General features: G+C 66.3%; 25 protein-coding genes. 19 read left to right on the top strand and 6 right to left on the bottom strand.

The genetic code is table 11. The features are described 5' to 3' along the window. Positions 1-27 precede the first annotated feature (27 nt). Complete coding sequence (locus SA190iCDA_RS02205; protein ID WP_070884778.1) at positions 28-984, bottom strand: CobW family GTP-binding protein; 957 nt, start codon at positions 982-984, stop codon at positions 28-30. Positions 985-1,083: 99 nt separating this feature from the next. Here SA190iCDA_RS02205 and SA190iCDA_RS02210 point away from each other — a divergent pair, with 99 nt between their 5' ends. Continuing rightward, positions 1,084-1,437: an NADH:ubiquinone oxidoreductase gene (locus SA190iCDA_RS02210; protein WP_070884779.1), complete on the top strand. Its 354-nt coding sequence runs from the start codon at positions 1,084-1,086 to the stop codon at positions 1,435-1,437. A 325-nt stretch (positions 1,438-1,762) separates the two neighbouring features. Here SA190iCDA_RS02210 and SA190iCDA_RS02215 read toward each other — a convergent pair whose 3' ends face one another. From SA190iCDA_RS02215 to dksA, 3 genes are read right to left on the bottom strand one after another with little or no spacing between them, the layout of a single operon-like run. Further along, the gene (locus SA190iCDA_RS02215; RefSeq protein ID WP_070884780.1) at positions 1,763-2,407 is read right to left on the bottom strand and encodes a DUF1826 domain-containing protein; all 645 of its coding nucleotides are present in this window, start codon (positions 2,405-2,407) and stop codon (positions 1,763-1,765) included. After that, positions 2,407-3,609, bottom strand: a complete 1,203-nt coding sequence (gene zigA, locus SA190iCDA_RS02220; protein WP_070884781.1) for a zinc metallochaperone GTPase ZigA — start codon at positions 3,607-3,609, stop codon at positions 2,407-2,409. Before zigA ends, SA190iCDA_RS02215 begins: the two co-directional genes overlap by 1 nt. Positions 3,610-3,636: 27 nt before the next feature. After that, a complete protein-coding gene (gene dksA, locus SA190iCDA_RS02225) occupies positions 3,637-4,041 on the bottom strand; it encodes an RNA polymerase-binding protein DksA (RefSeq protein ID WP_070884782.1) in 405 nt (134 codons plus the stop codon). A gap of 78 nt (positions 4,042-4,119) precedes the next feature. Here dksA and folE2 point away from each other — a divergent pair, with 78 nt between their 5' ends. The 9 genes from folE2 to SA190iCDA_RS02270 all read left to right on the top strand — a co-directional run bounded on the left by folE2 (position 4,120) and on the right by SA190iCDA_RS02270 (position 12,321). Beyond that, positions 4,120-5,013 carry a GTP cyclohydrolase FolE2 gene (gene folE2, locus SA190iCDA_RS02230; protein WP_070884783.1) on the top strand — a complete coding sequence of 298 codons (894 nt, stop codon included), beginning with the start codon at positions 4,120-4,122 and terminating at the stop codon, positions 5,011-5,013. 255 nt (positions 5,014-5,268) lie between these two features. After that, a complete protein-coding gene (locus SA190iCDA_RS02235; RefSeq protein ID WP_070884784.1) occupies positions 5,269-5,859 on the top strand; it encodes an amino acid synthesis family protein in 591 nt (196 codons plus the stop codon). Positions 5,860-5,872: 13 nt separating this feature from the next. Then, a complete protein-coding gene (locus tag SA190iCDA_RS02240; protein WP_070884785.1) occupies positions 5,873-6,706 on the top strand; it encodes an alpha/beta fold hydrolase in 834 nt (277 codons plus the stop codon). Then, complete coding sequence (locus SA190iCDA_RS02245) at positions 6,703-8,184, top strand: aldehyde dehydrogenase (protein ID WP_070884786.1); 1,482 nt, start codon at positions 6,703-6,705, stop codon at positions 8,182-8,184. The genes SA190iCDA_RS02240 and SA190iCDA_RS02245 overlap by 4 nt, the downstream gene beginning before the upstream one ends. A 20-nt stretch (positions 8,185-8,204) precedes the next feature. Further along, positions 8,205-8,690, top strand: a complete 486-nt coding sequence (locus tag SA190iCDA_RS02250; RefSeq protein WP_070884787.1) for a flavin reductase family protein — start codon at positions 8,205-8,207, stop codon at positions 8,688-8,690. 237 nt (positions 8,691-8,927) lie between these two features. Beyond that, positions 8,928-10,379, top strand: a complete 1,452-nt coding sequence (locus SA190iCDA_RS02255) for an NAD-dependent succinate-semialdehyde dehydrogenase (RefSeq protein ID WP_070884788.1) — start codon at positions 8,928-8,930, stop codon at positions 10,377-10,379. Between the two features lie 171 nt (positions 10,380-10,550). Beyond that, on the top strand, positions 10,551-10,949 hold the full coding sequence (locus SA190iCDA_RS02260) for a carboxymuconolactone decarboxylase family protein (protein WP_013789224.1): 399 nt from the start codon (positions 10,551-10,553) through the stop codon (positions 10,947-10,949). A 53-nt stretch (positions 10,950-11,002) separates the two neighbouring features. After that, complete coding sequence (locus SA190iCDA_RS02265) at positions 11,003-11,752, top strand: GntR family transcriptional regulator (RefSeq protein WP_070884789.1); 750 nt, start codon at positions 11,003-11,005, stop codon at positions 11,750-11,752. 5 nt (positions 11,753-11,757) lie between these two features. Beyond that, positions 11,758-12,321, top strand: coding sequence for an NUDIX hydrolase (locus tag SA190iCDA_RS02270; protein WP_070884790.1), 564 nt, complete (start codon positions 11,758-11,760; stop codon positions 12,319-12,321). Positions 12,322-12,483: 162 nt separating this feature from the next. On the opposite strand, the gene SA190iCDA_RS02275 is transcribed toward SA190iCDA_RS02270, so the two are convergent. After that, a complete protein-coding gene (locus SA190iCDA_RS02275; protein ID WP_070884791.1) occupies positions 12,484-13,455 on the bottom strand; it encodes a DMT family transporter in 972 nt (323 codons plus the stop codon). A 101-nt stretch (positions 13,456-13,556) separates the two neighbouring features. On the opposite strand from SA190iCDA_RS02275, the gene SA190iCDA_RS02280 reads away from it, so the two are divergent. From SA190iCDA_RS02280 to SA190iCDA_RS02300, 5 genes are all read left to right on the top strand, one after another. Next, positions 13,557-14,450 (top strand): LysR substrate-binding domain-containing protein, encoded by an 894-nt coding sequence (locus SA190iCDA_RS02280; protein WP_070884792.1) that lies wholly within the window; start codon positions 13,557-13,559, stop codon positions 14,448-14,450. Between the two features lie 165 nt (positions 14,451-14,615). Next, positions 14,616-15,329 carry a GntR family transcriptional regulator gene (locus SA190iCDA_RS02285; protein ID WP_070884793.1) on the top strand — a complete coding sequence of 238 codons (714 nt, stop codon included), beginning with the start codon at positions 14,616-14,618 and terminating at the stop codon, positions 15,327-15,329. Then, on the top strand, positions 15,326-16,342 hold the full coding sequence (locus SA190iCDA_RS02290; protein WP_070884794.1) for an ADP-ribosylglycohydrolase family protein: 1,017 nt from the start codon (positions 15,326-15,328) through the stop codon (positions 16,340-16,342). The genes SA190iCDA_RS02285 and SA190iCDA_RS02290 overlap by 4 nt, the downstream gene beginning before the upstream one ends. A 68-nt stretch (positions 16,343-16,410) precedes the next feature. Further along, positions 16,411-17,874, top strand: a complete 1,464-nt coding sequence (locus SA190iCDA_RS02295) for a purine-cytosine permease family protein (protein ID WP_070884795.1) — start codon at positions 16,411-16,413, stop codon at positions 17,872-17,874. Then, a complete protein-coding gene (locus SA190iCDA_RS02300; RefSeq protein WP_070884796.1) occupies positions 17,864-18,802 on the top strand; it encodes a PfkB family carbohydrate kinase in 939 nt (312 codons plus the stop codon). The genes SA190iCDA_RS02295 and SA190iCDA_RS02300 overlap by 11 nt, the downstream gene beginning before the upstream one ends. Positions 18,803-18,899: 97 nt before the next feature. On the opposite strand, the gene SA190iCDA_RS02305 is transcribed toward SA190iCDA_RS02300, so the two are convergent. After that, entirely contained in the window at positions 18,900-19,193 is a 294-nt protein-coding gene (locus SA190iCDA_RS02305) for a DUF1330 domain-containing protein (protein ID WP_070884797.1), read from the bottom strand. Positions 19,194-19,267: 74 nt separating this feature from the next. Between SA190iCDA_RS02305 and ribBA the strand changes: the two genes are divergently transcribed. The 4 genes from ribBA (at position 19,268) to SA190iCDA_RS02325 (ending at position 23,349) form a co-directional block, all read left to right on the top strand. Continuing rightward, positions 19,268-20,374, top strand: a complete 1,107-nt coding sequence (gene ribBA, locus SA190iCDA_RS02310; RefSeq protein ID WP_070884798.1) for a bifunctional 3,4-dihydroxy-2-butanone-4-phosphate synthase/GTP cyclohydrolase II — start codon at positions 19,268-19,270, stop codon at positions 20,372-20,374. Between the two features lie 223 nt (positions 20,375-20,597). After that, positions 20,598-21,623 carry a polyamine ABC transporter substrate-binding protein gene (locus SA190iCDA_RS02315; protein WP_070884799.1) on the top strand — a complete coding sequence of 342 codons (1,026 nt, stop codon included), beginning with the start codon at positions 20,598-20,600 and terminating at the stop codon, positions 21,621-21,623. 1 nt (position 21,624) lies between these two features. Further along, the gene (locus SA190iCDA_RS02320; protein ID WP_070884800.1) at positions 21,625-22,533 is read left to right on the top strand and encodes an ABC transporter permease; all 909 of its coding nucleotides are present in this window, start codon (positions 21,625-21,627) and stop codon (positions 22,531-22,533) included. Positions 22,534-22,539: 6 nt separating this feature from the next. Continuing rightward, entirely contained in the window at positions 22,540-23,349 is an 810-nt protein-coding gene (locus SA190iCDA_RS02325) for an ABC transporter permease (protein WP_070884801.1), read from the top strand. Positions 23,350-23,356 lie beyond the last annotated feature (7 nt).

Raw genomic sequence — 23,356 nt, forward strand, 5'->3', positions numbered from 1 at the left:
TTCGCCTAAAAAGATCGCCAACAGTTCTTACAGTCGGCAGGCCGCCATGCCGGCCTGCAGCGCCGCCTCGTCCCGAGCGCCGGCAAAGATCAACTCCAGCCGCGAATCCTTGCGCCACTCGCTGTTCTGCCAGTGCAACGCCTGGCCTTCCAGGGCATTGGCCGACAGCCAGCCGGCACTGGTCTGCACCACCAGCTTGGCGCGCCGCCAGGGCAGGGTCGCCAACCATTGCTGGATGGCCAGCAAGTCGAAGCGCTGGCTGGGGTGCCAGCGCCACCCCATGCTCCAGCCTTCGGGCTGATCCTGAATCAGGCAGATCGGCTCATCGGCACGGCGCCACACCACCGCAGGCGGCGGTGGGCCGTCTGGAAGGGCGCTGCCAGTCGCGCCAGCAGCCGCCGCAGAGGCCTTTGGCAACTGGCTGAAGGGCAAGGCGCCCTGGCTCGTCCAGTAGCAGGCTTGTTGAAAGCCCGATCCAAGCCGCGAACGTGTCGGCTGATCCAGCCCCTCGCTCTTGTTCAGCACCAGCAGCCCGGCGTGAGCCAGGGCGTCACGCTGGGTGTCGGCGAGCGGCTGACCGGCAGCCAGCGCCGCAGCGTCGAGGACCATCAGCAGCGGCTGCACGGCGAGTGCGCCTTCCCAGGGCGCCTGGCGCAGTTGCTCCAGTAGCGCCAGGGGATGGCCCAAACCGGACGGTTCGATAAACAGCCGATGCGGTTTGGCCTTGCGCAGCAATCGGCCCAGGCCGACCTGGAAGGGCGCGCCATTGACGCAGCACAGGCAGCCACCGGCCACCTCGCTGAAGCTCAGCCCCTCTTCATCGCGGGCCAGCAGGGCGGCGTCCAGGCCGATCTGGCCGAATTCGTTGATCAGCACCGCCCAGCGCTCGTGGGCAGGGCGCTGGGCCAGCAGCTGACGGATCAGGCTGGTCTTGCCGGCGCCCAGCGGGCCGGCGATCAGGTGGGTGGGTATCTGTTCGAGCATGGCGCTATGGTGAAGGCTCGGCGACGCGGGGAAAAGCCCGGCTTGCGCTGATCGAGCGGCAGACCTAAAGTCTGCCGCATCTCGAGTGGAGTCGTAACGATGCGCCGTTTGCTGCCCCTGCTGTTGTGTGGTTTGTCCGGCCTGGCCTGGGGCGAAGCCTGCGTGGTGCATAGCCAGGCCGAGCGCCTGGACGTGAAGGTCTGTCAGCAGAACCGCAGCATCCCGCCGAACCTGTTCCGCAGCGGTTTCTGCCAGCCGCAGCTCAAGGGCCAGAAGGTCGACGTCAGCTTCGTCGAGCAGTGCCCGGTCGGCGCCTTCGGCGTGTGCCGCAACGCCCGGGTCGGCGGCACGCCCTACCAGCAGGATATCCATTACTACGGCGTGGCCGAGGACGCCGCCTACCTCAAGCCCTTCTGCGAAAGCCAGAGCAAGGGCGTGTGGATGGCCTACTAAGAGCCTGTTCACGATCTTTAAGCCCAGGTTCGCCGATTTTGGCAGCTAAGGGGCGGAAGCAGCCGCAAGCTGCAAGCCCCAAGCTACAGGTTAGAAGCAGCCCGCAGTGCTCTAGCTTCTTCTTGCAGCTTGAGGCTTGCGGCTTGAAGCTCGATGTCCGCTTCTGCCTTGTAGCTGCCGCTTCATGCACATACAGATCGTGAACAGGTCCTAGGCCGTCATTCAATCGTCATCTCTATCGGCGTTAATACAACCTCTCTTGGCTGCCGGACAGGCCCGGTGGCGATGTTGCTGCGCTCAGGCGCAGCATTTTTTTGCCTACCATTCAGGCCAGCCAGTCCAGGGTCAGCAGCAGGCGGCGCTCGCCAGCGGGCAGCGCAGGCGAGCGGTGAACCAGACCGCGCCCTTCATTGCCAATCCAGCGCTCACCCTTGACCAACGCGACGTGCCCACAGCCGATCTGCTCGACCACGGCCTGTTCGTCGGGCTGCGCCTGGGGACCGCCGAGGTGCTGGCGTGACAGCGCACCTTCGCGCAGCCACTGGCTGCCGGGGCCGGCGTAGCTGGTGATCAGCCGGAGCGGCACATGATCGACGTGAAAGCGCGGGCACATGGCGCCATCCAGCGCCCGCAGACGCAGGCCGATACGTCGCGCATCGAGCAGGCAGGCATAGGCGCGTACCAGCCAGGCGACGTCGGCGAGAAACGCCGCCTGGCCGGGCAGGTCGCTGTAGCCGCTGAGCAGCCCGTGCAAATTGGGCTCGGCTTGCGGATCGGCCAGCTCGATGCTCAGGGATTCGGCCAGCGGCTCGCCCTGGGCCAGCAAGGCGCCGGCGAATGCGGCGAGGTGTTCGGGCAGTTGGCGCTGCCAGACCGCCAGGTTGACCTCATCGCGCAGGGCCTCGCCGAGTACCTCGATACGCGCGTTGCCGACCTGCTGCGGCGCCGGTTTTACCTTGAACGCCAGCATCAGGCGGCCTCCTGCCAGGGGCCGAACGGGTCGGGCAGGCGCAGCCAGGTCTCGGCGCCGGCGGCCATTTCCGCATCGCTGAGCAGGCAGGCGTCCAGCTCGGCGTGCAGCCGGGCGAAGTCGATGTGCTGGCCGATGAACACCAGCTCCTGGCGGCAGTCACCGCTGGCCTTGTCCCACTGGTGAATGATGCCCTTGAGTTCGTCTTCGTCCTGGGGCCACTGGCTCTTCGGCACGAAGCGCCACCAGCGTCCGGCCAGGCCGTGGCGCATCAGGCCGCCGGCCTGGGACCAGCTGCCCGCCTCCTGGTACTTGCTGGCGAGCCAGAAGAAGCCCTTGGAGCGCAGCAGCCGGCCATTGCTCCACTCGCGGCTGAGGAAATCGAAGAAGCGCTGCGGGTGGAACGGCCGCCGCGCCCGGTAGGCGCTGGAGGCGATGCCGTAAGCCTCGGTTTCCGGCACATGCTCGCCGCGCAGTTCCTTGAGCCAGCCGGGTGACTCGGCGGCGCGTTCGAAGTCGAACAGGCCGGTGTCGAGAATGGCCTCCAGCGGTACCGCGCCCATGCTCATCGGCACGATCCTGGCGCGGGTATTGAGGCGCCGCAGGATGGCGCTCAGCTCCTCGCGCTCGGCCCTGCTGATCAGGTCGATCTTGCTGATCAGCAGCACGTCGGCGAACTCGACCTGTTCGATCAGCAGGTCGGTGATCGAGCGCTCGTCCTCTTCACCAAGGGTTTCACCGCGGCTGGCAAGGCTCTGCGCGGCCTGGAAGTCGGGCAGGAAATTCACCCCGTCGACCACCGTGACCAGGGTATCCAGGCGCGCCAGATCGGCCAGGCTCTGGCCCTGCTCGTCGCGAAAGGTGAAGGTCTCGGCCACCGGCAGCGGCTCGGAAATACCCGTGGACTCGATCAGCAGGTAGTCGAAGCGGCCGTCGCGGGCCAGCTTGCTGACCTCCTCGAGCAGGTCTTCGCGCAGGGTGCAGCAGATGCAGCCGTTGCTCATCTCCACCAGTTTTTCTTCGGCGCGGTTGAGGCTCACGCCCTTCTGCACCTCGCTGCCGTCGATGTTGATTTCGCTCATGTCGTTGACGATCACCGCGACGCGCAGGCCGTCGCGGTTCTTCAGCACATGGTTGAGCAGGGTGCTCTTGCCGGCACCGAGAAAGCCGGAAAGCACGGTAACGGGAAGACGGTCGGGCATGGCGGGGTCCTCATCGGGCATCAGGGTTCACAGGTCACGTTGGTGGCGTTCGCGCTGTTCTTCGCGCTCTTTGGCTTCGATACACAGGGTGGCGGTGGGCCGCAGCAGCAGACGACGCAGGCCGATCGGCTCGCCAGTCTCGCGGCACCAGCCGTATTCGCCGCGGGCCAGGCGTTCGAGAGCCTGGTCGATCTTGTCGAGCAGCTTCTTTTCCCGCTCCAGCAAGCGCAGTTGCCACTGGCGCTGCTCTTCGCGGCTGGCGATGTCGGCCTCGTCGGCGGGTCGCTCCTGCTCGCGCAATTCGCCGAACTCCTCGTCGATGCGCTGCTGCAGGTCCTCGCGCTGGCGGGTCAGCAGGTCGCGAAAGAACGCCTGCTGGGCATCGTTCATGTAGGCCTCGGCTGGCTGGGCCAGCAATTCATCGGACGTCATGGTGGGCTCACGGATATTCAATTGTTATAACATAACATTAAATCACCGTTTGTCATGCCGATCACAAAGAGGATGCCGATGAATCGCCAGATCACGCTGCCCGATATCGCCGCACAACGCAGCGCTCACTCAACCGCACCCCTCGACTGGGTGGGCATGCGCGGCATCGCCCTGCCGGTGCGGCTGGGCGAGCAGCCGCTGGATGCGCAGGTAGATGCCGGGGTCAGCCTCGACGACGGGCAGACCCGCGGCATCCACATGTCGCGTCTTTACCTGGCCCTGGCCGCGCTGCAGCGCGAGCCGCTGTCGCCTGCGGTGTTGCGCGAGGTGCTGGAGGATTTCCTGCACAGCCACCACGGCCTCTCGTACTGCGCCTACCTGGAACTGCGCGGCGACTGGCTGATCGAGCGTCCGGCGCTGGTCAGTCCGCTTGCCGGTTACAAGGCCTACCCGCTGACCCTCAGGGCTCGCCTCGACCCGGCCGGTTTTCATCTACAGCTGGGCCTGCACCTGGGCTATTCATCGACCTGCCCCTGCTCGGCCGCCCTGGCCCGGCAGTTGATCCAGCAGCGCTTCGCCGCTGACTTCGCGGATCGCCCGCTGGATTTCGACGCCCTGCATGCCTGGCTGGGCGGCCCGGGCATCGTCGCCACGCCCCATAGCCAGCGCAGCGACGCGCACATTCGCGTGCGCCTGCCCGCGGACACCAGCGCCCTGCCCTTCCTGGCGCTGCTCGATGGCGCCGAAGCCGCCCTGGGCACCGCCGTCCAGACTGCCGTCAAACGTGCTGACGAACAGGCCTTCGCCCTGGCCAACGGCCAGAACCTGATGTTCTGCGAGGACGCTGCCCGCCGCCTGCACCAGGCGCTGCGGGCGATGCCGGAGATCACCGCCTTCCATATCCAGGTGACCCACGCCGAAAGCCTGCACGCCCACGATGCAGTGGCTTGTGCCAGCCACGGCTGGTGCTGAGACCGGCGACGCCCATGGGATAAACGGAGCGGTGCGTCATCCTGGCGGCATCGATAGCCGCCGCTGCCGTCGGCTTCGGGCGTCACTCGGCCCCGTCACCTGCCTGTAAAGCCCTCTCCAATTGCCCACTTTTCAGGCTGCTCAACCCTCCAGGCAGGCCGTCAAGGCACCGTCGTGCCTGGGATTCGGCAAGGTTTGCATATTCTGTATTCTGGTATACCATAATACCCAACACCAACCAGCCGAGGAGCTGCCATGAGTTTCGAGATTCGCAAGATCGTCAGCTACATAGAAGAAACCCTGATCGAAGGCGGCAAGGCGACCGACAAGCCGGTCACCATGGTCGGCCTGGCCGTGGTGATCAGGAACCCGTGGATCGGCAACGGCTTTGTCGAAGACCTCAAGCCGCAGATCAAGGCCAACTGCTCCGCACTGGGCGAGCTGATGGTCGCGCGCCTGACCGCTGCCATCGGCGGCGCCGACAGGATCGAAGCCTACGGCAAGGCTGCCGTGGTCGGTGCCGATGGCGAAATCGAACATGCTTCGGCGGTTATCCACACCCTGCGTTTCGGCAACCACTACCGCGAGGCGGTGCAGGCCAAGAGCTACCTGTCGTTCACCAACAAGCGTGGCGGCCCGGGCACTTCGATCCAGATCCCGATGATGCACAAGGACGACGAAGGCCTGCGTTCGCACTACATCACCCTGGAGATGCAGATCGAAGACGCCCCGCGCGCCGACGAGATCGTCGTGGTACTGGGCGCTGCCAACGGTGGCCGTCTGCACCCGCGTATCGGCAACCGCTACATCGATCTGGAAGAACTGGCGGCCGAGAAGGCGCGGTAATCGGGAGCAGGCCATGATTCGGCACCTCGCTGAACGTACCCCCGCCGGCACCAGTTACCGGGTGATCGGCCAGGGCCAACCCGTGGTATTGATCCACGGCGTGGGCCTGAACAAAGACATGTGGGGCGGCCAGGTCGTCGGCCTGGCCCAGCATTTCCAGGTCATCGTCTACGACATGCTCGGCCATGGCGACAGCCCGCGCCCGGCCGTGGACACCGACCTGGCCGGTTACGCCGACCAGCTGCGCGAACTGCTCGACCACCTTGGCCTGGCGCAGGCCATGGTGATCGGTTTCTCCATGGGCGGCCTGGTGGCTCGTGCCTTCGCGCTGCATTACCCGCAGCGCATCGCCGCCCTGGTGGTGCTCAACAGCGTGTTCAACCGCAGCCCCGAGCAGCGCGCCGGGGTCATCGAGCGTACTGCCCAGGCCGCCGAACATGGCCCGGACGCCAACGCCGAAGCGGCGCTGTCGCGCTGGTTCAGCCGTGAGTACCAGGCCGCCAACCCCGCGCAGATCGCCGCCATTCGCCAGACCCTGGCCGGCAACGATGCCCAGGGTTACCTGACCACCTATACGCTGTTCGCCACCCAGGACATGTACCGCGCCGACGACCTGGCCGAGATCCAGGTGCCCACGCTGATCGCCACTGGCGAACTGGACCCGGGCTCGACGCCGCAGATGGCCAAACAGCTGGCGCAGCGCATCGCGGGCGCGCGCGCTGTGGTGCTGGCCGAGCAACGGCATATGATGCCGGTAGAATCGCCGCGCCTGGTCAACCAGATGCTGCTGGAGTTTCTCGAGCAAGCCTGCCAGCTGCAAGACACCGCCAAGGGGATCGTCGCATGACACTCACACGCTATCAGATGTGCATTGACGGCCAGTGGGTCGACGCACAATCGGGCAACACCTTCGAAAGCCTCGACCCGGCTCGTGCGCAAGCCTGGGCCGTGCTCCCGGATGCCGGCGCCGAGGATGTCGAGCGCGCCGTGCAAGCCGCCCAGGCGGCCTTCGACAACCCGGCCTGGCGCGGCCTCAGCGCCACTGCGCGGGGCAAACTGCTGCGTCGCCTGGGTGACCTGATCGCCGACAACAAGGAAGCCCTGGCCCAGCTGGAGAGCCGCGACAACGGCAAGCTGATCCGCGAAACCCGCGGCCAGGTCGGCTACCTGCCGGAGTTCTTCCACTACACCGCGGGCCTGGCCGACAAGCTCGAAGGCGGCACCCTGCCCCTCGACAAGCCGGACATGTTCGCCTACACCACCCACGAGCCGATTGGCGTGGTGGCCGGGATCATCCCCTGGAACAGCCCGCTGTACCTGACCGCGATCAAGCTCGCCCCGGCCCTGGCCGCCGGCAACACCATCGTGCTCAAGCCGTCGGAACATGCCTCGGCGACCATTCTTGAACTGGCCCGACTGGCGCTGGAAGCGGGCTTTCCCGCCGGCGTGGTCAACGTGGTCACCGGCTACGGCCCGACCACCGGCGCGGCGCTGACCAGCCACCCGCTGGTGCGCAAGATCGCCTTCACCGGCGGCGCGGCCACTGCCCGCCATGTGGTGCGCGCCAGCGCCGAGAACTTCGCCAAGCTGTCGCTGGAGCTGGGCGGCAAGTCGCCGAACATCATCTTCGCCGATGCCGACCTGGACAGCGCCGTGAATGGTGTGGTCGCCGGCATCTATGCCGCCTCCGGGCAGAGCTGCGTGGCCGGCTCGCGCCTGCTGGTGCAGGACAGCATCTACGACGCGTTCGTCGAGCGCCTGGTCGAGCGCGCCATGTGCATCCGCATCGGCAACCCGCAGGACGACGCCAGCGAGATGGGCCCCATGGCCACTGCCCAGCAACTGGCGGTGGTCGAAGGCCTGGTCGCCACAGCCGTGGCCGAAGGTGCGAAACTGCGCCTGGGTGGCAAACGGCCGCAGATCGACGGTGAAGGCTGGTACTACGAGCCGACCCTGTTCGAATGCGACCGCCACTCGATGACCATCATGCAGGAAGAGGTCTTCGGCCCGGTCGCCTCGGTGATTCGTTTCAAGGACGAAGCCGACGCCCTGGCCATGGCCAACGACTCGCAGTTCGGCCTCGCCGCCGGCATCTGGACCCGCGACCTAGGGCGCGCCCACCGCATGGCCAAAGGCGTGCGCTCGGGCATCATCTGGGTCAACACCTACCGCGCCGTATCGGCCATGGCGCCGATCGGCGGTTTCAAGAACAGCGGCTACGGCCGTGAAAGCGGCATCGATTCGGTGCTGGCCTACACCGAGCTGAAAACGGTGTGGATCAACCTGTCGCAAGCGCCCATGCCCGACCCGTTCGTGATGCGCTGAGCGCATCGAGGAAAAGCAAAATGATCGAACCCGGACTCTACAAATCCGTCATGGCCGCCTTCCCTTCCGGGGTGACCATCGTCACCACCCTGGGCCCCGATGGCGGCATCGTCGGCATCACCGCCAGCGCCTTCAGCGCGCTGTCCATCGACCCGGCGCTGGTGCTGTTCTGCCCCAACTACAGCTCCGATTCCTACCCGGTGCTGCGCGACAGCAAGCGCTTCGCCATCCACCTGCTGTCCGCCGAGCAGCAGAAGGAAGCCTACGCCTTCGCCGGCAAGGGCAAGGACAAGGCTGCCGGTATCGACTGGACGCTCAGCGCGCTGGGCAACCCGCTGCTCAATAACGCCGCGGCGATCATCGAGTGCGAGCTGTGGCGCGAATACGAGGGTGGCGACCACGCCATCATGGTCGGCGCGGTGAAGAACCTGATCCTGCCCGAAGTTGCCCCGGTGCCGATGATCTATCACCGCGGCAAGCTCGGCGCTTTGCCGGCGTTCGCCTGAGCGACGCCTTGTAGGGTGGACGACGCTTCACCCGTCCACCGTCCACCGTCCAGCAATCGCGCGATGGTGGACAAAAAAAGCGCTGACTGCGCGTCCCGGTCCACCCTACGAGCTGCCGGCATTGCCTGAGCGAGCTGACCATCGGCTGCCACGGGCGGATGGTCGATGCGCTGCACATCCTTTCTTTGGCCGTGCTCACCCACCCTCGGGCACGGCCTGTTTTCTTCCGGAGCCACCATGACGCCTGAAGCCTCGCGCCTGTTTCGCCAGCACGCCTACCTCGACGGCCAGTGGCTGGCTGCCGATGAGGGCGCCACCCAAGCCATCTTCAACCCCGCCACTGGCGAGGAAATCGGCCGCGTGCCCGAGATGGGCGGCGCCGAAGCGCAACGCGCCATCGTCGCCGCCAATGCCGCCTGGCCGGCCTGGCGGGCACGTACTGCCAAGGAGCGCAGCGCCATTCTCAAGCGCTGGCACGCGCTGATGCTGGAAAACGCCGACGCGCTGGCCGAAATCCTCACCCTCGAGCAAGGCAAGCCGCTGGCCGAAGCCAAGGGGGAGATTGTCTATGCCGCCAGCTTTATCGAGTGGTTCGCCGAGGAGGCCAAGCGCATCTACGGCAACACCATTCCCAGCCACAAGCCCGATGCGCGCATCGTGGTGACCAAGGAGCCGATTGGTGTGGTCGCCGCGATCACGCCGTGGAATTTCCCGGCGGCGATGATCACCCGCAAGGTCGGCCCGGCCCTGGCCGCCGGCTGCCCGTGCATCGTCAAGCCGGCTCCGGAAACGCCGTTCTCGGCCCTGGCCCTGGCCGCGCTGGCCGAAGAAGCCGGGCTGCCCCCAGGCCTGCTCAACGTGATCACCGGCGATGCGCTGGCCATCGGCAACGCGCTGTGCGCCAGCGCCGAGGTGCGCAAGCTGTCGTTCACCGGCTCCACGCCGATCGGCAAGCTGCTGATGCAACAGTGCGCCAGCACCCTGAAGAAGGTCTCGCTGGAACTGGGCGGCAACGCACCGTTCATCGTCTTCGATGACGCCGACCTGGAGCGTGCGGTCGACGGCGCCATGCTCGCCAAGTACCGCAACGCCGGGCAGACCTGCGTATGCGTGAACCGCTTTCTGGTGCAGGGCGGCATCCACGATGCCTTCGTCGCCCGCCTGGCCGAGCATGTAGCCGAGCTGAAGGTCGCCGATGGTTTTACCGAAGGCGCGCAACAAGGCCCGCTGATCAACAGCCGGGCCGTAGCCAAGGTCGCCGATCACGTCGCCGATGCCCTCGGCAAAGGCGCCCGGCTGGTGTGCGGCGGCGAGCGCCACGCCCTCGGCCACGGCTTCTACCAGCCCACCGTGCTGAGCGAGGTGACTACCGATATGAAGGTCGCCCGCGACGAAACCTTCGGCCCCCTGGCGGCGGTGTTTCGCTTCAGCGACGAGGCCGAGGCGATCCGCATGGCCAACGACACCGAGTTCGGCCTGGCCGCCTACTGCTACACCCGCGACCTGGGCCGCGCCTGGCGGATGAGCGAGGCGCTGGAATATGGCATGGTCGGCATCAACGAAGGGCTGATCTCCACCGAAGTGGCGCCCTTCGGCGGCATCAAGTCGTCCGGCCTGGGCCGCGAAGGCTCCCACTACGGCATCGACGATTACCTAGAAATCAAATACACCCTGATGGGTGGGCTGTAAGGACAGGCGACTATGTGGCGGAAGCAGCCGCAAGCTGCAAGCCCCAAGCTACAAGTTAGAAGCAGTCCGCAGTGCTCTAGCTTCTTCTTGCAGCTTGAGGCTTGCGGCTTGAAGCTCGATGTCCGCTTCTGCCTTCCAACAGCCGCATTGCCAGCCGACAGGAGAACCGACATGAGCAACGACAAGTACGAAAAGGGCCTGAAGATCCGCACCCAGGTGCTGGGCGAGGCCTACGTGAAGCGCTCGGTGGAGAACGCCGACGACTTCAACCGCCCGCTGCAGGAGCTGGTCACCGAATACTGCTGGGGGCACGTGTGGGGCCGGGAAGGCTTATCGATGCAGGAACGCAGCATGATAAACTTGGCAATGATTTCCGCGCTCAATCGCCCGCACGAACTGAAGCTGCACATTCGCGGCGCCCTGCGTAACGGCCTCAGCCGTGAGCAGATCCGCGAGATTCTGCTGCAGGTCGGCATCTACTGTGGCGTGCCTGCCGCGGTCGACAGCTTCCGCATCGCCCGTGAAGCCTTTGCCGAAGCGGATGCCGAGCAGCAGCAACCCGAGGCATAAGCGGCCACGGCAATGCGATGAGTGCGCCCATACCTATAACGCGAGCACCAACCATGAAACGCCAGCCGATCGACGACAGCTTCAAGGTCAACCGCAATCCCGTGACCCTGCGGGAAATCGTTCTGGACAAGCTGCGCAGCGCCATCATGAACTTCCAGCTGCTGCCCGGCGACCGCCTGGTGGAGCGCGACCTCTGTGATCGCCTGGGCGTCAGCCGCACTTCGGTGCGCGAGGCGCTGCGTCACCTGGAGTCCGAAGGCCTGGTGGAATTCGCCGACGCCAAGGGCCCGCGGGTGGCGATCATCACCCTGGAAGATGCCTGCGACCTCTACGAGCTGCGCTGCGCCCTGGAAGGCATGATCGTCCAGCTGTTCACCCTGCGCGCCCGCGCCAAGGACATCCGCGCCCTGGAACGCGCCCTGGAGAACAACCGCCAGACCCTCGAACAGGGCGAACTGCCGGACGTGCTGGAGTCGGTGCAGGAGTTCTACAACGTGCTGCTCGAAGGCTGCGGCAATGAAGCAGCGGCCACCCAGCTGCGCCAGCTGCAGGCGCGTATCAGCTACCTGCGCGCCACCTCGGTGTCGCAGAGCAACCGCCGCAGCACCAGCAACCAGGAAATGGAGCGCATGGTCGAGGCGATCAAGAGCGGCGACCCGATCGCCGCCCACCAGGCCTCGGTGGATCACGTGCGCGCCGCGGCCAAGGTCGCCCTGGAGTACCTGGAAGCCAAGCAGGAAGGCGCCAAGGCCCGCGATATCGTCGCGCCCATCGGCCTCAAAGACCCGCGCATCGGACGCTGACCGCCATGCCCAGCCCGCGCTTCTGTACCCAATGCGGCAGCGCGACGCTGGAGCGCCGCCGCCCGGCCGGCGATGACCATCACCGCCTGGTGTGCAGCGGCTGCGGGCATATTCACTACGAAAACCCGAAGATCATCACCGGCTGCATCATCGAGCAGGACGGTCGCTACCTGCTCTGCCAGCGCGCCATCGCCCCGCGTATCGGTACCTGGACGCTGCCCGCCGGCTTCATGGAAAACGGCGAGACCACCGAGGAAGCGGCCCTGCGCGAAGTGCGCGAGGAAGCCGGCGTGGTGGCGGAAATCACCTGCCCCTATTCGATCTTCAGCGTGCCCTCGATCAGCGAGGTGTACCTGATCTTCCGCGCCAGGCTGCTGCACGACACCGGCCACTTCGGCAGCGAAACCTCGGCCCGCCGCTTCTTCGCCCCCGAGGACATCCCCTGGGAGCAGATCTACTACCCGGCCATCCGGCAGATCCTGGAGCGCTACATCGCCGAGCGCGAGACCGGCAGCTACGGCATCTACATGGGCAGCGACGATACCGGCAAGGTGCATTTCATTCGCTAGCGTGTTGTACCGCTAAGTGGCGGAAGCAGCCGCAAGCTGCAAGCTCCAAGCTACAGGTTAAAAGCAGTCCGCAGTGCTCTCTCTGGTTCTTGCAGCTTGAGGCTTGCGGCTTGAAGCTCAATGTCCGCTTCTGCCTTACGGCAGCCTTCCCAACCGCACCAATCAACTCACCGAACCCGGCTTACCCGCCCCCGCCACCTCGGCAACCACGGCCTTCTTCGCCGCCCCCGGCTTGAGCTGCCAGATACCGAACATCACCAGCGCCAGCCCGGCCATCTGGTACGGCGAGATGCCTTCGCCGAGCAGCGCCCAGGCAGCGAAAATGGTCAGCACCGGGCCGAGATTGCCGACGGCGGCGGTATGGGTGGTGCCGATGCGCTGGATCGCCAGGGCCATCCAGTACACCGGCAGCACCGTGGAGATCAGTGCCATCAGCGCGGCGCAAAGCCATACCTGAGCCGGCTGTGCCAGCAGGCCGCCGAGTGGCTCGGTAACGGCGAAGTGCGCCAGCACCATCAGCGACGATGCGCTGCCCGCCAGCCCAGCCAGGCGCATCGAGCCCAGGCGCTTCACCATCACTCCGGTGCCCAGGTAATACAGGGCATAGGTCACAGCGCTGGCGAACACCCAGAGCGAGCCGATGATCACCTGGCTGCCCATGTCGGTGGCGCCGATGTCGTGGATCAGCGCCACGCCAAGGCCCAGGTAACAGACTGCCATCGCCAGCAGCGTGCGGCGGCTGGGGCGTTCGCGAAAGGCGATCATCTGGAACACCAGCACCAGGGTCGGGTAAGTGAACAGGATCAACCGTTCCAGGCCCGCACTGATGTACTGCAAGCCGTAGAAATCGAACAGGCTCGACAGGTAATAGCCAAACAACGCCAGCACCACGACGCGGCCACCGTCGGCGAGCGAGAAGCGCCCACCGATGCCGCTGCGGCTCAGCCACACCAGCCACAGGAACAGCGGCAGCGCGAGGGTCATGCGCATCGCCAGCAGGGTGATCGCCTCCACGGGGGCGGCGGCATAGGCCAGCTTGACGAAGATCGCCTTCATGCTGAAGCCGGCGGCGGCGAGGATCGCGAACAGAGTGCCATTACCGGCGCAGCGCTGAAAAAAGGCAGATGGGTTCATGGCAGTCTGGATCAGGGGTGTGGAACGGTTATTCTGATCCGAATGGTATCGCCTAAGAATCGGTATTTCCCGAAGGCCGCCTTCTGTTCTGGAGAACCCCTGTGCATTTCGATCTCGTGGACGTACGCCTGTTGGTCGCCATCGCTTCGAGCGGCAGCCTCAGCAAGGCGGCGGCCAGCTTTCCGGTGGCGGTGTCGGCGGCCAGCACCCGGCTGCGGCAGTTCGAGGAGCGCTGCCAGGTCACCCTGTTCGCCCGCAACGCCAGCGGCATGACCCCGACCCCTGCCGGGCGCCTGGTGCTCGAAGCCTGCCAGCGCATCCTCAACGAAACCCAGCGCCTGAAGGACCACCTGCAGGATCTGTCCGGCCAGCAACGGGTGGTGCTCAAGCTGTGCGCCTCCACCGTGGCCAACAGCACCTTTCTGCCGGCGGCGCTCGGCCCCTTCCTGGCCGACTACCCGGAGGTGGACCTGCAACTGACCGAAGGCAGCAGCCGCGCCATCCTGCGCGACGTGCAGGCCGGCGAAATCGATCTGGGCGTCTATGACGGCAACCAGCCAACCGGCGGCCTGCTGTCACTGCCGTTTCGTCATGATCGCCTGGTGCTGCTGGTGCCCCACGGCCATCAGCTGGCTGGCCGCCGGCTGGGGCTGGTGGAGGCGCTGGGTTTTCCCTATATCGGCCTGCCCGGCGAACGGGCGATGCAGCGCTTCATCGAGGACAAGGCGATCGCCGCCGGCATCGCCCTGCGCGTGCGGGTGCGCGCGCCGAGCTTCGACGCCATCGCCCAGCTGGTCGCCCAGGGCGCCGGGATCGCCATGCTGCCCGAGGCTGCTGCCTCACGACTGGCCCAGGAGCTGCCGCTGACCCTGGTCGACATCGCCGACAGCTGGGCAAGTCGCGAACTGCGCCTGTGCATCAGGGACTGGCAAAGCCTGCCCTCCCATGCCTGCCAGCTGGTCAGTCATCTCTCCGGCGTTGCCCATCCCGGCTGAAAAGCCTCGCACGAGCTCGTGGCCGAGCCAGGCGACCCACCACCGCGGCGGGGGCGCAGTTGCGCCGCATAGATCAGCTCGTTGCGCCGCGCTGCATGGCAGTCAGAGGCGCCATTTGCCGAAAAGGGCTTGCACAGGATGCGTTCCGGCGGTACTAATTTGTACATGATTAGACAGGTTCGATTCGACAAGAAAACCCGAGTGGTGCGTGCCTTGGCCGAACGCATCGAACAGGGTGTGCTCGGCAACGGCGAGCGGCTGCCGGGTGAACACGAGCTGGCGGCGGCATTCGACGTCAGCCGCGGCACCCTGCGCGAGGCGCTTTCCGAGCTCAAGCGGCGCAACTACATCGGCACCCAGCCAGGCGTCGGTTCCGTGGTCACCTACGACGGCGTGCCCCTGCACCAGGGTGGCGGCTGGGCGCAGGCCCTCGCCGCTGGCGGTGCCCAGGTAAGCACCGAACTGCTGGGTATCAGCAGCGTGGAGCGCGAGGAATTCGCCGAGCGCTTCGGCCGTGCCCGCTTCATGCTCGTCGAGCGCCGCCGGCGGGCCGCCGATGGCAGCCTGGTGTCGCTCGAGCGCGCGCTGATTCCAGCCTGCGATGGCCTGGAATACCTGACCGAAGAAGGCCTGCTCGAGGACTCGCTGACCGCCACCCTGGCCGCCCATGGCTATCGCGCCGGGCAAGGCAAGCAGTGGATCGGTGCCGCACCGCTCGACAGCGAGGCGGCCAGCCAGCTGCAACGCACGCCGGGCAGCGTGTTCCTGAGGGTGGTCAGGGAAACCTTCGATAGCCGCGGGCGCTTCATGGAACGCGTCGAGAGCTACCTCGACCCGCTGCACTTTCAACTTCATCTCGATTTCGGGGATACCCAGTGAGCCAACCTTCCACCGCGCGAGACCGCGCCCTCGGCGCCTTCCACGGGTTGGCCCTGGGCGACGCCCTCGGTATGCCGACCCAGTCGCTGTCCCGCGAGCAGATCCGCGCATGCTACGGCCGCATCGACGGCCTGATCGATGCCGACGCCGATCAACCCATCGCCCCGAACATGCCGGCTGGCGCGATCACCGACGATACCGAGCAGGCGATTCTGGTGGGCGAGCTGTTGGTCGAAGGCCAAGGCCGCATCGCACCGACTGACCTGGCGCAGCGCCTGATCGACTGGGAAGCGGCCATGCGCGCCAAGGGTTCCCAGGACCTGCTCGGCCCGTCGACCAAGCGCGCCATCGAGATGATTCTCGCTGGCGCCAGCCCGGAACAGGCCGGGCGCTTCGGCACCACCAATGGCGCGGCGATGCGCATCACGCCGGTGGGCATTGCCGCCGATGTGCGTGACCCTGGGCGGTTCATGCAGCAGGTGCTGCAGGCTTGCCAGGTAACCCACAACACCGGCCTGGGCATCGCCAGCGCCGCCGCCGTGGCGGCAGTCGTGTCGGCGGGTATCAACGGCGACAGCCTGGCCAGCGCCCTGGACAGTGGAGTCGCCGCGGCCCGGCAAGGCCAGCGACTCGGCCATTGGGTGGCCGGCGGCGATATCGCGGCACGCATCGAGTGGACAGCGCGGCTCTGCGACGCCGCCAGCCCCGACGCCTTGGCCGACCTGATCTACGAGGTGATCGGCACCTCGGTGGCGTCCCAGGAATCGGTGGTCGCGGCGTTCGCCCTGGCGCGCGCCGTCGCCAACGACCAGCTGGCGCCCTACGAGGCCCTGTGCATGGCCGCCAGCCTGGGCGGCGACACCGACACCATTGCCGCCGTGCTCGGCGCCATGCTCGGCGCCACCTTTGGCCTGGATGGGTGGCCGAGGGAGGCGCTGGCACAGGTCTGCGCGGTGAGCCAGATCGACCTGGCGCCCTTGACCGACCAGCTGCTGGCCTTGCGAACGACCTGAAAACCCATGGGTGGCCGCCCGTGCGGCCACCCAGCCCTGCCAACAACAACTATCGCAGGAGTCACGCCATGCGCGCATCCGAACAGGTGGGCCAGTTGGAAACCCGCGGCATCGAGCCGGTGCCCGAGCATGAATGCAACGGGCACCCGTTGCAGCTGTTCTGGGTCTGGTTCGCGGCCAATATCAGCATCCTCGGCTTGCCGCTGGGCGCCACCCTGATCGCCTTCCAGGGCCTGTCGATCTGGCAGGCGCTGGTCGTCGCCATTCTCGGTGCCGGTGGCTCCTTCGCCATCGTCGGCCTGCTGTCGATTGCCGGTCGCCGTGGTCGCGCGCCGAGCCTGACGCTGTCACGGGCGATCTTCGGCATGCGCGGCAATATCGGCCCGACCCTGGTGTCGCTCGGCTCGCGCCTGGGCTGGGAGACGGTCAACACCACCACGGCGGCCTTCGTGCTGCTGTCTTTGGTGTCGATCATCCAGGGCACGCCGGTGGAGGCCAAGTCGGCGCCCTTTCTCACCCTGCTGTTCATCGGCCTGTTCGTGCTGCTGACCCTGTGCGTATCCGGCCTCGGCCATGCCACCCTGCTGGTGATCCAGAAGTGGGCCACCTGGGTGTTCGGCGCTCTTAACCTGGTGGTCGGCGGCTTTCTCGCCCTGCACATCGACTGGGCACTGGTGTGGGCAGCCACCCCGGCGCCGCTGTCCGCCGTGCTGATCGGCGTCGGCACCATGGCCGCCGGCACGGGCATCGGCTGGGCCAATGCCGGCGCCGACATGTCGCGCTACCAGCACAAGAGCGTTCGCGCGGCGGGGCTGGTGGCCTCCGCGGCCTTTGGCGCAGGGATCCCGCTGGTGCTGCTGATCACCCTTGGTGGCCTGATCTCGGTGGGCAATGACCACCTGGCCTCGGCGACCGACCCCATCGTGGCGATACGCGAGCTGCTGCCGACCTGGATGGCCGTGCCCTACCTGATCACCGCGTTCGGCGGCCTGCTGCTGTCCAACAACCTGTCGGTGTATTCCGCGGGCCTCACTACCCTGACCCTCGGCCTCAAGGTCAAGCGGGTCTACGCCGTGGTGGTGGATATCGTGGTGATCTTCATCGGCTCGATCTACTTCATGCTGATCGCCGAGAGCTTCTACGGGCCGTTCATCACCTTCATCTCCATGCTCGCCGTGCCGATCACCGCCTGGGTGGGTATCTTCCTGGTCGACCTGCGCCATCGCCAGCGCTATGAGCCGGCCGACCTGATGAATGTCAGCCCGAGCAGCGCCTACTGGTACGCCGGTGGCGTGGAATGGCGCGCCCTGGGTGCCTGGGCGCTGGCGATCGTGCTGGGCTTCAGCTTCACCACGGTGAAGATCGGCGCCGACAACGTGCTGTTCCAGGGCTGGCTGGCCGGTTCCTGGTTTGGCCAGAATGGCCTGGGCTGGATCGTCACCTTTATCGTCGCCGGTGGCCTCTATGGGCTGCTCGGCGGCTGCCGTGACCGCCGCGCCGCCGTGACCCACGAGGCCGCCCATGGCCGCTAGGTTGCTGTACACCGGCCAGGTGGTCGTCGACCTGGTGATGAGCGTCAGCACCCTGCCGGCCGCGGGCCAGGATGTGCTGGCCAGCAGCGCCGCCTTCGAAGTGGGTGGCGGCTTCAACGTGATGGCGGCTGCCACACGTAACGGCCTGAGCACCTGCTACCTGGGCCGGCATGGGGTTGGCCGCTTTGGCGACATGGCGCGCCAGGCCATGCAGGCGGAGGGCATCGATTGCCGACTGGCGCCAAGCGATGACGGCGATACCGGCCTGTGCGTTGCGCTGACCGATGCCAGCGCCGAGCGCTCGTTCATCACCCGCGTCGGCGCCGAGGGCGTGTTGCAGGCCGAGGATCTAGGCGGCGAAACCGCCACGGCCGACGACTGGGTGATGGTCAGCGGCTACAGCCTGCTGCACGCCGACAAGGCAGGCCCGCTGCTGGGCTGGCTGCAGCAGGGCGGCGCTGCCGGAGCCCTGGTGTTCGACCCGGGCCCCCTGGCCTGCAACCCGGATATCCCTGGCGCCGAGCAGTTGTTGAGGCGGCTGGCGATCTGGAGCAGCAACCGTGAGGAAGCCCTGCAATTCACGGCAACTGACAGTCTGGAACAGGCGCTGCAGCAGCTGACGACGCGCCTGCCGGAGGGCGCGCTGGTGATTCTGCGCGACGGCCCACAGGGCTGCTGGCTGGCCCGGGACGACTGGCGCCTGCAGGTACCGGGCTTTGCCGTGACTGCACTGGATACCAATGGCGCCGGTGATGCGCATATCGGCGTGTTCCTGGCCAGCCTGGCGGCCGGCTTGAACGAGCAGGCCGCCGCCACCCGGGCCAACGCCGCAGCGGCCATTGCGGTCACCCGGCATGGCCCGGCGACCTGCCCGTCCGCCGGGGAGCTCGATGCCTTCCTGGCAACCCAGTCCGCGGTTCGACGCTGATCGGCCACTGACCTCTCCCAGGGCTCCCGCACCCGAGCCGTGAACGCCCTTCGCGGTGCTCGGGCAGCCGAGTCCTGCTGGCGCAGTCCCCGTGCAATCAGGGCGCCATGCCCTCGACGATGATCACTTCCGACCGCGCCGCACCGGCTCGGTGGCTGCTCGCCTCCTGATAGGCCGCGGAGCGGTAGCAGGCCAGCGCCTGTTCGTACGATTCGAACTCGATCACCACACTACGCTGAGGCGTATCACGACCTTCCTGCGCCTCGGAGCGGCCGCCGCGGGCCAGGAACCTGCCGCCGAATTCGGCGAACACGGCCGGGGCGCGTTTAGTGTATTCGCTGTAGCGCTCGGGGTCGGTAACGTCCACGTGCGCGATCCAGTAACCCTTCATGGTTGACCTCCTTTAATTTGATTTCGTATTACGGTATACCATAATTCAGAATAATCGGACCTGCGAGAACCGCCATGCCCTTTCACCCCATCCGTGAACTCATCGATGACTTTCGCCAGGGCAAGATGGTCTTGCTGGTGGACGACGAAGACCGCGAGAACGAGGGCGACCTGCTGCTCGCCGCCGAATTCTGCACCCCCCAGGCGATCAACTTCATGGCCCGCGAAGCCCGCGGCCTGATCTGCCTGACCCTCACCGACGAGCACTGCCAGCGCCTCGGCCTGGAGCAGATGGTGCCCAGCAACGGTAGCGTATTTTCCACGGCCTTCACCGTGTCCATCGAGGCTGCCAGCGGTATCAGCACCGGCATATCCGCTGCCGACCGTGCCCACACGGTGCTGACCGCCGTGGCGCCGGGCGCAACGGCAGCCGATCTGGTGCAGCCTGGGCATACCTTCCCGCTGCGCGCCAAGGAAGGCGGCGTACTGACCCGCGCCGGGCATACCGAGGCAGGCTGCGACCTGGCCAGGCTGGCCGGGCTGACGCCAGCGGCGGTGATCGTCGAGGTGATGAACGAGGACGGCAGCATGGCCCGTCGCCCGGAGCTGGAAGCCTTCGCCCACGCCCATGGCATCAGGATCGGCACCATCGCCGACCTGATCCAGTACCGCCTGAGCACCGAACACACGGTCACCCGCATCGGCGAGCGGCAGTTGCCCACGGTGCACGGCGAGTTCCGTCTGATCACTTATGAAGACCGCATCGCCGGCGGCGTGCACATGGCCATGGTGATGGGTGATATCCGCCATGACGAGCCCACCCTGGCGCGGGTTCACGCCATCGACCCGCTGCGTGATCTGGTCGGCGCCGAGTACACCGGCCCGCGCAGCTGGACGCTGTGGGCCGCCCTGGAGCGCATCGCCGCCGACGGCAAGGGCGTGGTCGTGGTGCTGGCCAACCATGAGTCGTCGCAGGCCCTGCTCGAGCGAGTACCGCAGCTGACCCAGCCGCAGCGGCCGTTCAACCGCGGACAGAGCCGGGTGTATTCGGAGGTCGGCACCGGGGCACAGATTCTCCAGGATCTCGGCGTCGGCAAGCTGCGCCATCTGGGCCCGCCGCTCAAGTACGCGGGTCTTGCCGGCTACGAGCTGGAAGTGGTGGAAAGCGTACCGTTCGAGTGACGGACGGCCGGTTGTACGAGGACAACACCTGGTATGGCAAATGGCTTGCGGAAACTTTGGAATACCATAATATGATATTCCTAATGCCAGCCAGATTATCGCCTGTCCCGCCCGGGTCACCCCGACTGCAGCACCGGTGATGGCCGCCATTGAAGAACCACTGCTCCGGTCAAGCGGGCAAAACGCTCGCTTGCGCACAAACACAACAAAGAGGGCAAGCAAGATGGTGTTTATCAAAGGTATTACCTCGGTGCTCGCCGCGAGCATCCTGAGTGCGGCAATCACCACCAGTGCCTCGGCGCAAACCGTCAACTTCGTCAGCTGGGGTGGCACCACCCAGGATGCCCAGAAGGCCGCCTGGGCCGAGCCCTTCACCCGCGACACCAAGATCACCGTGGTGCAGGACGGCCCGACCGACTACGGCAAGCTCAAGGCCATGGTGGAGAGCGGCAACGTGCAGTGGGACGTGGTCGACGTGGAAGCCGACTTCGCCCTGCGCGCCGCCGCCGAAGGCCTGCTCGAGCCGCTGGACTTCAACGTCATCGAGCGTGATCGCATCGACCCGCGCTTCGTCAACGAGCATGGCGTCGGCTCGTTCTTCTTTTCCTTCGTGCTCGGCTTCAACGAGGGCGCTATCGGCGGCAAGAAGCCCGAGGACTGGAGCGCGCTATTCGACACCGCCACCTACCCCGGCAAGCGTGCCCTGTACAAATGGCCGAGCCCCGGCGTGCTGGAACTGGCCCTGCTGGCCGACGGCGTAGAAAAGGACCAGCTGTACCCGCTGGACCTGGACCGCGCCTTCAAGAAACTCGACACCATCAAGAAGGACATCGTCTGGTGGGGCGGCGGCGCGCAGTCGCAGCAATTGCTGGCCTCCGGCGAAGCGAGCATCGGGCAGTTCTGGAATGGCCGTATCCACGCGCTGCAGGAAGACGGCGCGCCGGTCGCGGCGAGCTGGAAACAGAACCTGGTGATGGCCGACATGCTGGTCGTTCCCAAAGGCGCCAAGAACAAGGAGGCGGCCATGAAGTTCCTGGCTCATTCCAGCAGCGCCAAGGGCCAGGCCGACTTCTCCAACCTGACCGCCTACGCCCCGGTCAACCTGGACAGCGTGGCACGCCTGGACTCGGTGCTGGCAGAGAACCTGCCGACCGCCCACGAGGCTGACCAGATCACCCTGGACTACGCCTACTGGGCCAAGAACGGCGCGCAGATCGCCACCCGCTGGAACGAATGGCTGGTGAAATGAGATGACCGCGCTCCGTACCCCCGAGGTCGGTGCAGCAGACCGTCAGCGTGGCAACGCTGACGGCAACCCGGAACGGGCGGCGCGCTGGCGCGGTGCCCCGTACCTGCTGCCGGCCCTGCTGTTTCTCGGCTTGTTCTTCCTGGTGCCGCTGGTCAGCCTGCTGCTGCGCGGCGTGCTGGAGCCGGAGCCGGGCCTGGGCAACTACGCCCAACTGTTCGCCAACTCGGCCTACTCCAAGGTGCTGTTCAACACCTTCGCGGTGGCCGGGCTGGTCACCCTGATCAGCCTGCTGCTGGGCTTTCCCCTGGCCTGGGCGATCACCCTGATGCCCAGCGGCTGGGGTCGCTGGCTGTTGAATATCGTGCTGCTGTCGATGTGGACCAGCCTGCTGGCGCGTACCTACTCGTGGCTGGTGCTGCTGCAGTCCTCGGGTGTGGTCAACAAGTTCCTGATGGGCATCGGCATCATCGATCAACCCCTGGAGATGGTGCACAACCTGACCGGCGTGGTGATCGGCATGAGCTATATCATGATCCCGTTCATCGTGCTGCCCCTGCAGGCGACCATGAGCGCCATCGACCCGATGGTGTTGCAGGCCGGCTCGATCTGCGGCGCCAGCCCGTGGCGCAACTTCTTCAAGGTGTTCATTCCGCTGTGCCGGCCGGGCATCTTCAGCGGCGGCCTGATGGTCTTCGTGATGTCCCTCGGCTACTACGTGACCCCGGCGCTGCTCGGCGGCGCGCAGAACATGATGCTGCCCGAATTCATCATCCAGCAGGTGCAGTCGTTCCTCAACTGGGGCATTGCCAGCGCGGCCGCAGCCTTGCTGATCCTCATCACCCTGGTGTTGTTCTACGTCTACCTGAAGCTGCAACCGGAATCGCCGGTCGCTTCCAGCACTGCGAGGTAAGCCGCCATGCTGCTGTCACCCAATGCCATGGGTCGTGGCCTGCGCTACGGCCTGACCGCGACCACCGCGCTGATCGCCGTGTTCCTGCTGCTGCCGATCCTGTTCATCGTGCTGCTGTCGTTCGGCTCTTCGCAGTGGCTGGTCTTCCCGCCACCGGGCTGGACGTTCAAGTGGTACGGGCAGTTCTTTTCCAACGCCCAGTGGATGGACTCGGCGCTGGTCAGCCTCAAGGTGGCCATGCTGACCACCCTGTGCGCCCTGGCCATCGGCCTGCCAAGTGCCTTCGCCCTGGTGCGCGGCAAGTTCCCGGGTCGTGAGCTGCTGTACGCGCTGTTCACCCTGCCGATGATCGTGCCGCTGGTGATCATCGCCGTGGCCGTGTACGCGTTGTTCCTCAAGCTCGGCTACACCGGCACGCTGTTCGCCTTCGTGGTCAGCCACGTGATCGTCGCGCTGCCGTTCACCATCATCTCGATCATCAACTCGCTGAAGCTGTTCGACCGGTCCATCGAGGATGCCGCGGTGATCTGCGGCGCCACGCGCCTGCAGGCCATCGTCAAGGTGACCTTCCCGGCGATTCGCCCGGGCCTGGTCTCCGGTGGGCTGTTCGCCTTCCTGGTGTCGTGGGACGAGGTGGTGCTCAGCGTGATGATGGCCAGCCCCGGCCTGCAGACGCTACCGGTGAAGATGTGGACGACGCTGCGCCAGGATCTCACTCCGGTGATCGCCGTCGCCTCGACGCTGCTGATCGCCCTTTCCCTGCTGGTCATGATCATCGCCGCCATTGCACGCCGGCGCGCCGAAGCCAAAGGCTGAGCGCCGA

It is taken from the genome of Pseudomonas argentinensis, assembly GCF_001839655.2.
Classification (GTDB): domain Bacteria; phylum Pseudomonadota; class Gammaproteobacteria; order Pseudomonadales; family Pseudomonadaceae; genus Aquipseudomonas; species Aquipseudomonas argentinensis_B.

Bases quoted from the DNA above. Each gene is read 5' to 3' on its own strand.
- zigA (WP_070884781.1), bottom strand. From the start codon at position 3,609: ATGCCCGACCGTCTTCCCGTTACCGTGCTTTCCGGCTTTCTCGGTGCC.
- SA190iCDA_RS02245 (WP_070884786.1), top strand. From the start codon at position 6,703: ATGACACTCACACGCTATCAGATGTGCATTGACGGCCAGTGGGTCGAC.
- SA190iCDA_RS02235 (WP_070884784.1), top strand. From the start codon at position 5,269: ATGAGTTTCGAGATTCGCAAGATCGTCAGCTACATAGAAGAAACCCTG.
- SA190iCDA_RS02215 (WP_070884780.1), bottom strand. From the start codon at position 2,407: ATGCTGGCGTTCAAGGTAAAACCGGCGCCGCAGCAGGTCGGCAACGCG.
- SA190iCDA_RS02320 (WP_070884800.1), top strand. From the start codon at position 21,625: ATGACCGCGCTCCGTACCCCCGAGGTCGGTGCAGCAGACCGTCAGCGT.
- SA190iCDA_RS02205 (WP_070884778.1), bottom strand. From the start codon at position 984: ATGCTCGAACAGATACCCACCCACCTGATCGCCGGCCCGCTGGGCGCC.
- SA190iCDA_RS02295 (WP_070884795.1), top strand. From the start codon at position 16,411: ATGCGCGCATCCGAACAGGTGGGCCAGTTGGAAACCCGCGGCATCGAG.
- SA190iCDA_RS02325 (WP_070884801.1), top strand. From the start codon at position 22,540: ATGCTGCTGTCACCCAATGCCATGGGTCGTGGCCTGCGCTACGGCCTG.
- SA190iCDA_RS02240 (WP_070884785.1), top strand. From the start codon at position 5,873: ATGATTCGGCACCTCGCTGAACGTACCCCCGCCGGCACCAGTTACCGG.
- SA190iCDA_RS02260 (WP_013789224.1), top strand. From the start codon at position 10,551: ATGAGCAACGACAAGTACGAAAAGGGCCTGAAGATCCGCACCCAGGTG.
- ribBA (WP_070884798.1), top strand. From the start codon at position 19,268: ATGCCCTTTCACCCCATCCGTGAACTCATCGATGACTTTCGCCAGGGC.
- SA190iCDA_RS02255 (WP_070884788.1), top strand. From the start codon at position 8,928: ATGACGCCTGAAGCCTCGCGCCTGTTTCGCCAGCACGCCTACCTCGAC.
- folE2 (WP_070884783.1), top strand. From the start codon at position 4,120: ATGAATCGCCAGATCACGCTGCCCGATATCGCCGCACAACGCAGCGCT.
- SA190iCDA_RS02250 (WP_070884787.1), top strand. From the start codon at position 8,205: ATGATCGAACCCGGACTCTACAAATCCGTCATGGCCGCCTTCCCTTCC.
- SA190iCDA_RS02265 (WP_070884789.1), top strand. From the start codon at position 11,003: ATGAAACGCCAGCCGATCGACGACAGCTTCAAGGTCAACCGCAATCCC.
- dksA (WP_070884782.1), bottom strand. From the start codon at position 4,041: ATGACGTCCGATGAATTGCTGGCCCAGCCAGCCGAGGCCTACATGAAC.
- SA190iCDA_RS02270 (WP_070884790.1), top strand. From the start codon at position 11,758: ATGCCCAGCCCGCGCTTCTGTACCCAATGCGGCAGCGCGACGCTGGAG.
- SA190iCDA_RS02300 (WP_070884796.1), top strand. From the start codon at position 17,864: ATGGCCGCTAGGTTGCTGTACACCGGCCAGGTGGTCGTCGACCTGGTG.
- SA190iCDA_RS02305 (WP_070884797.1), bottom strand. From the start codon at position 19,193: ATGAAGGGTTACTGGATCGCGCACGTGGACGTTACCGACCCCGAGCGC.
- SA190iCDA_RS02275 (WP_070884791.1), bottom strand. From the start codon at position 13,455: ATGAACCCATCTGCCTTTTTTCAGCGCTGCGCCGGTAATGGCACTCTG.
- SA190iCDA_RS02315 (WP_070884799.1), top strand. From the start codon at position 20,598: ATGGTGTTTATCAAAGGTATTACCTCGGTGCTCGCCGCGAGCATCCTG.
- SA190iCDA_RS02210 (WP_070884779.1), top strand. From the start codon at position 1,084: ATGCGCCGTTTGCTGCCCCTGCTGTTGTGTGGTTTGTCCGGCCTGGCC.
- SA190iCDA_RS02285 (WP_070884793.1), top strand. From the start codon at position 14,616: ATGATTAGACAGGTTCGATTCGACAAGAAAACCCGAGTGGTGCGTGCC.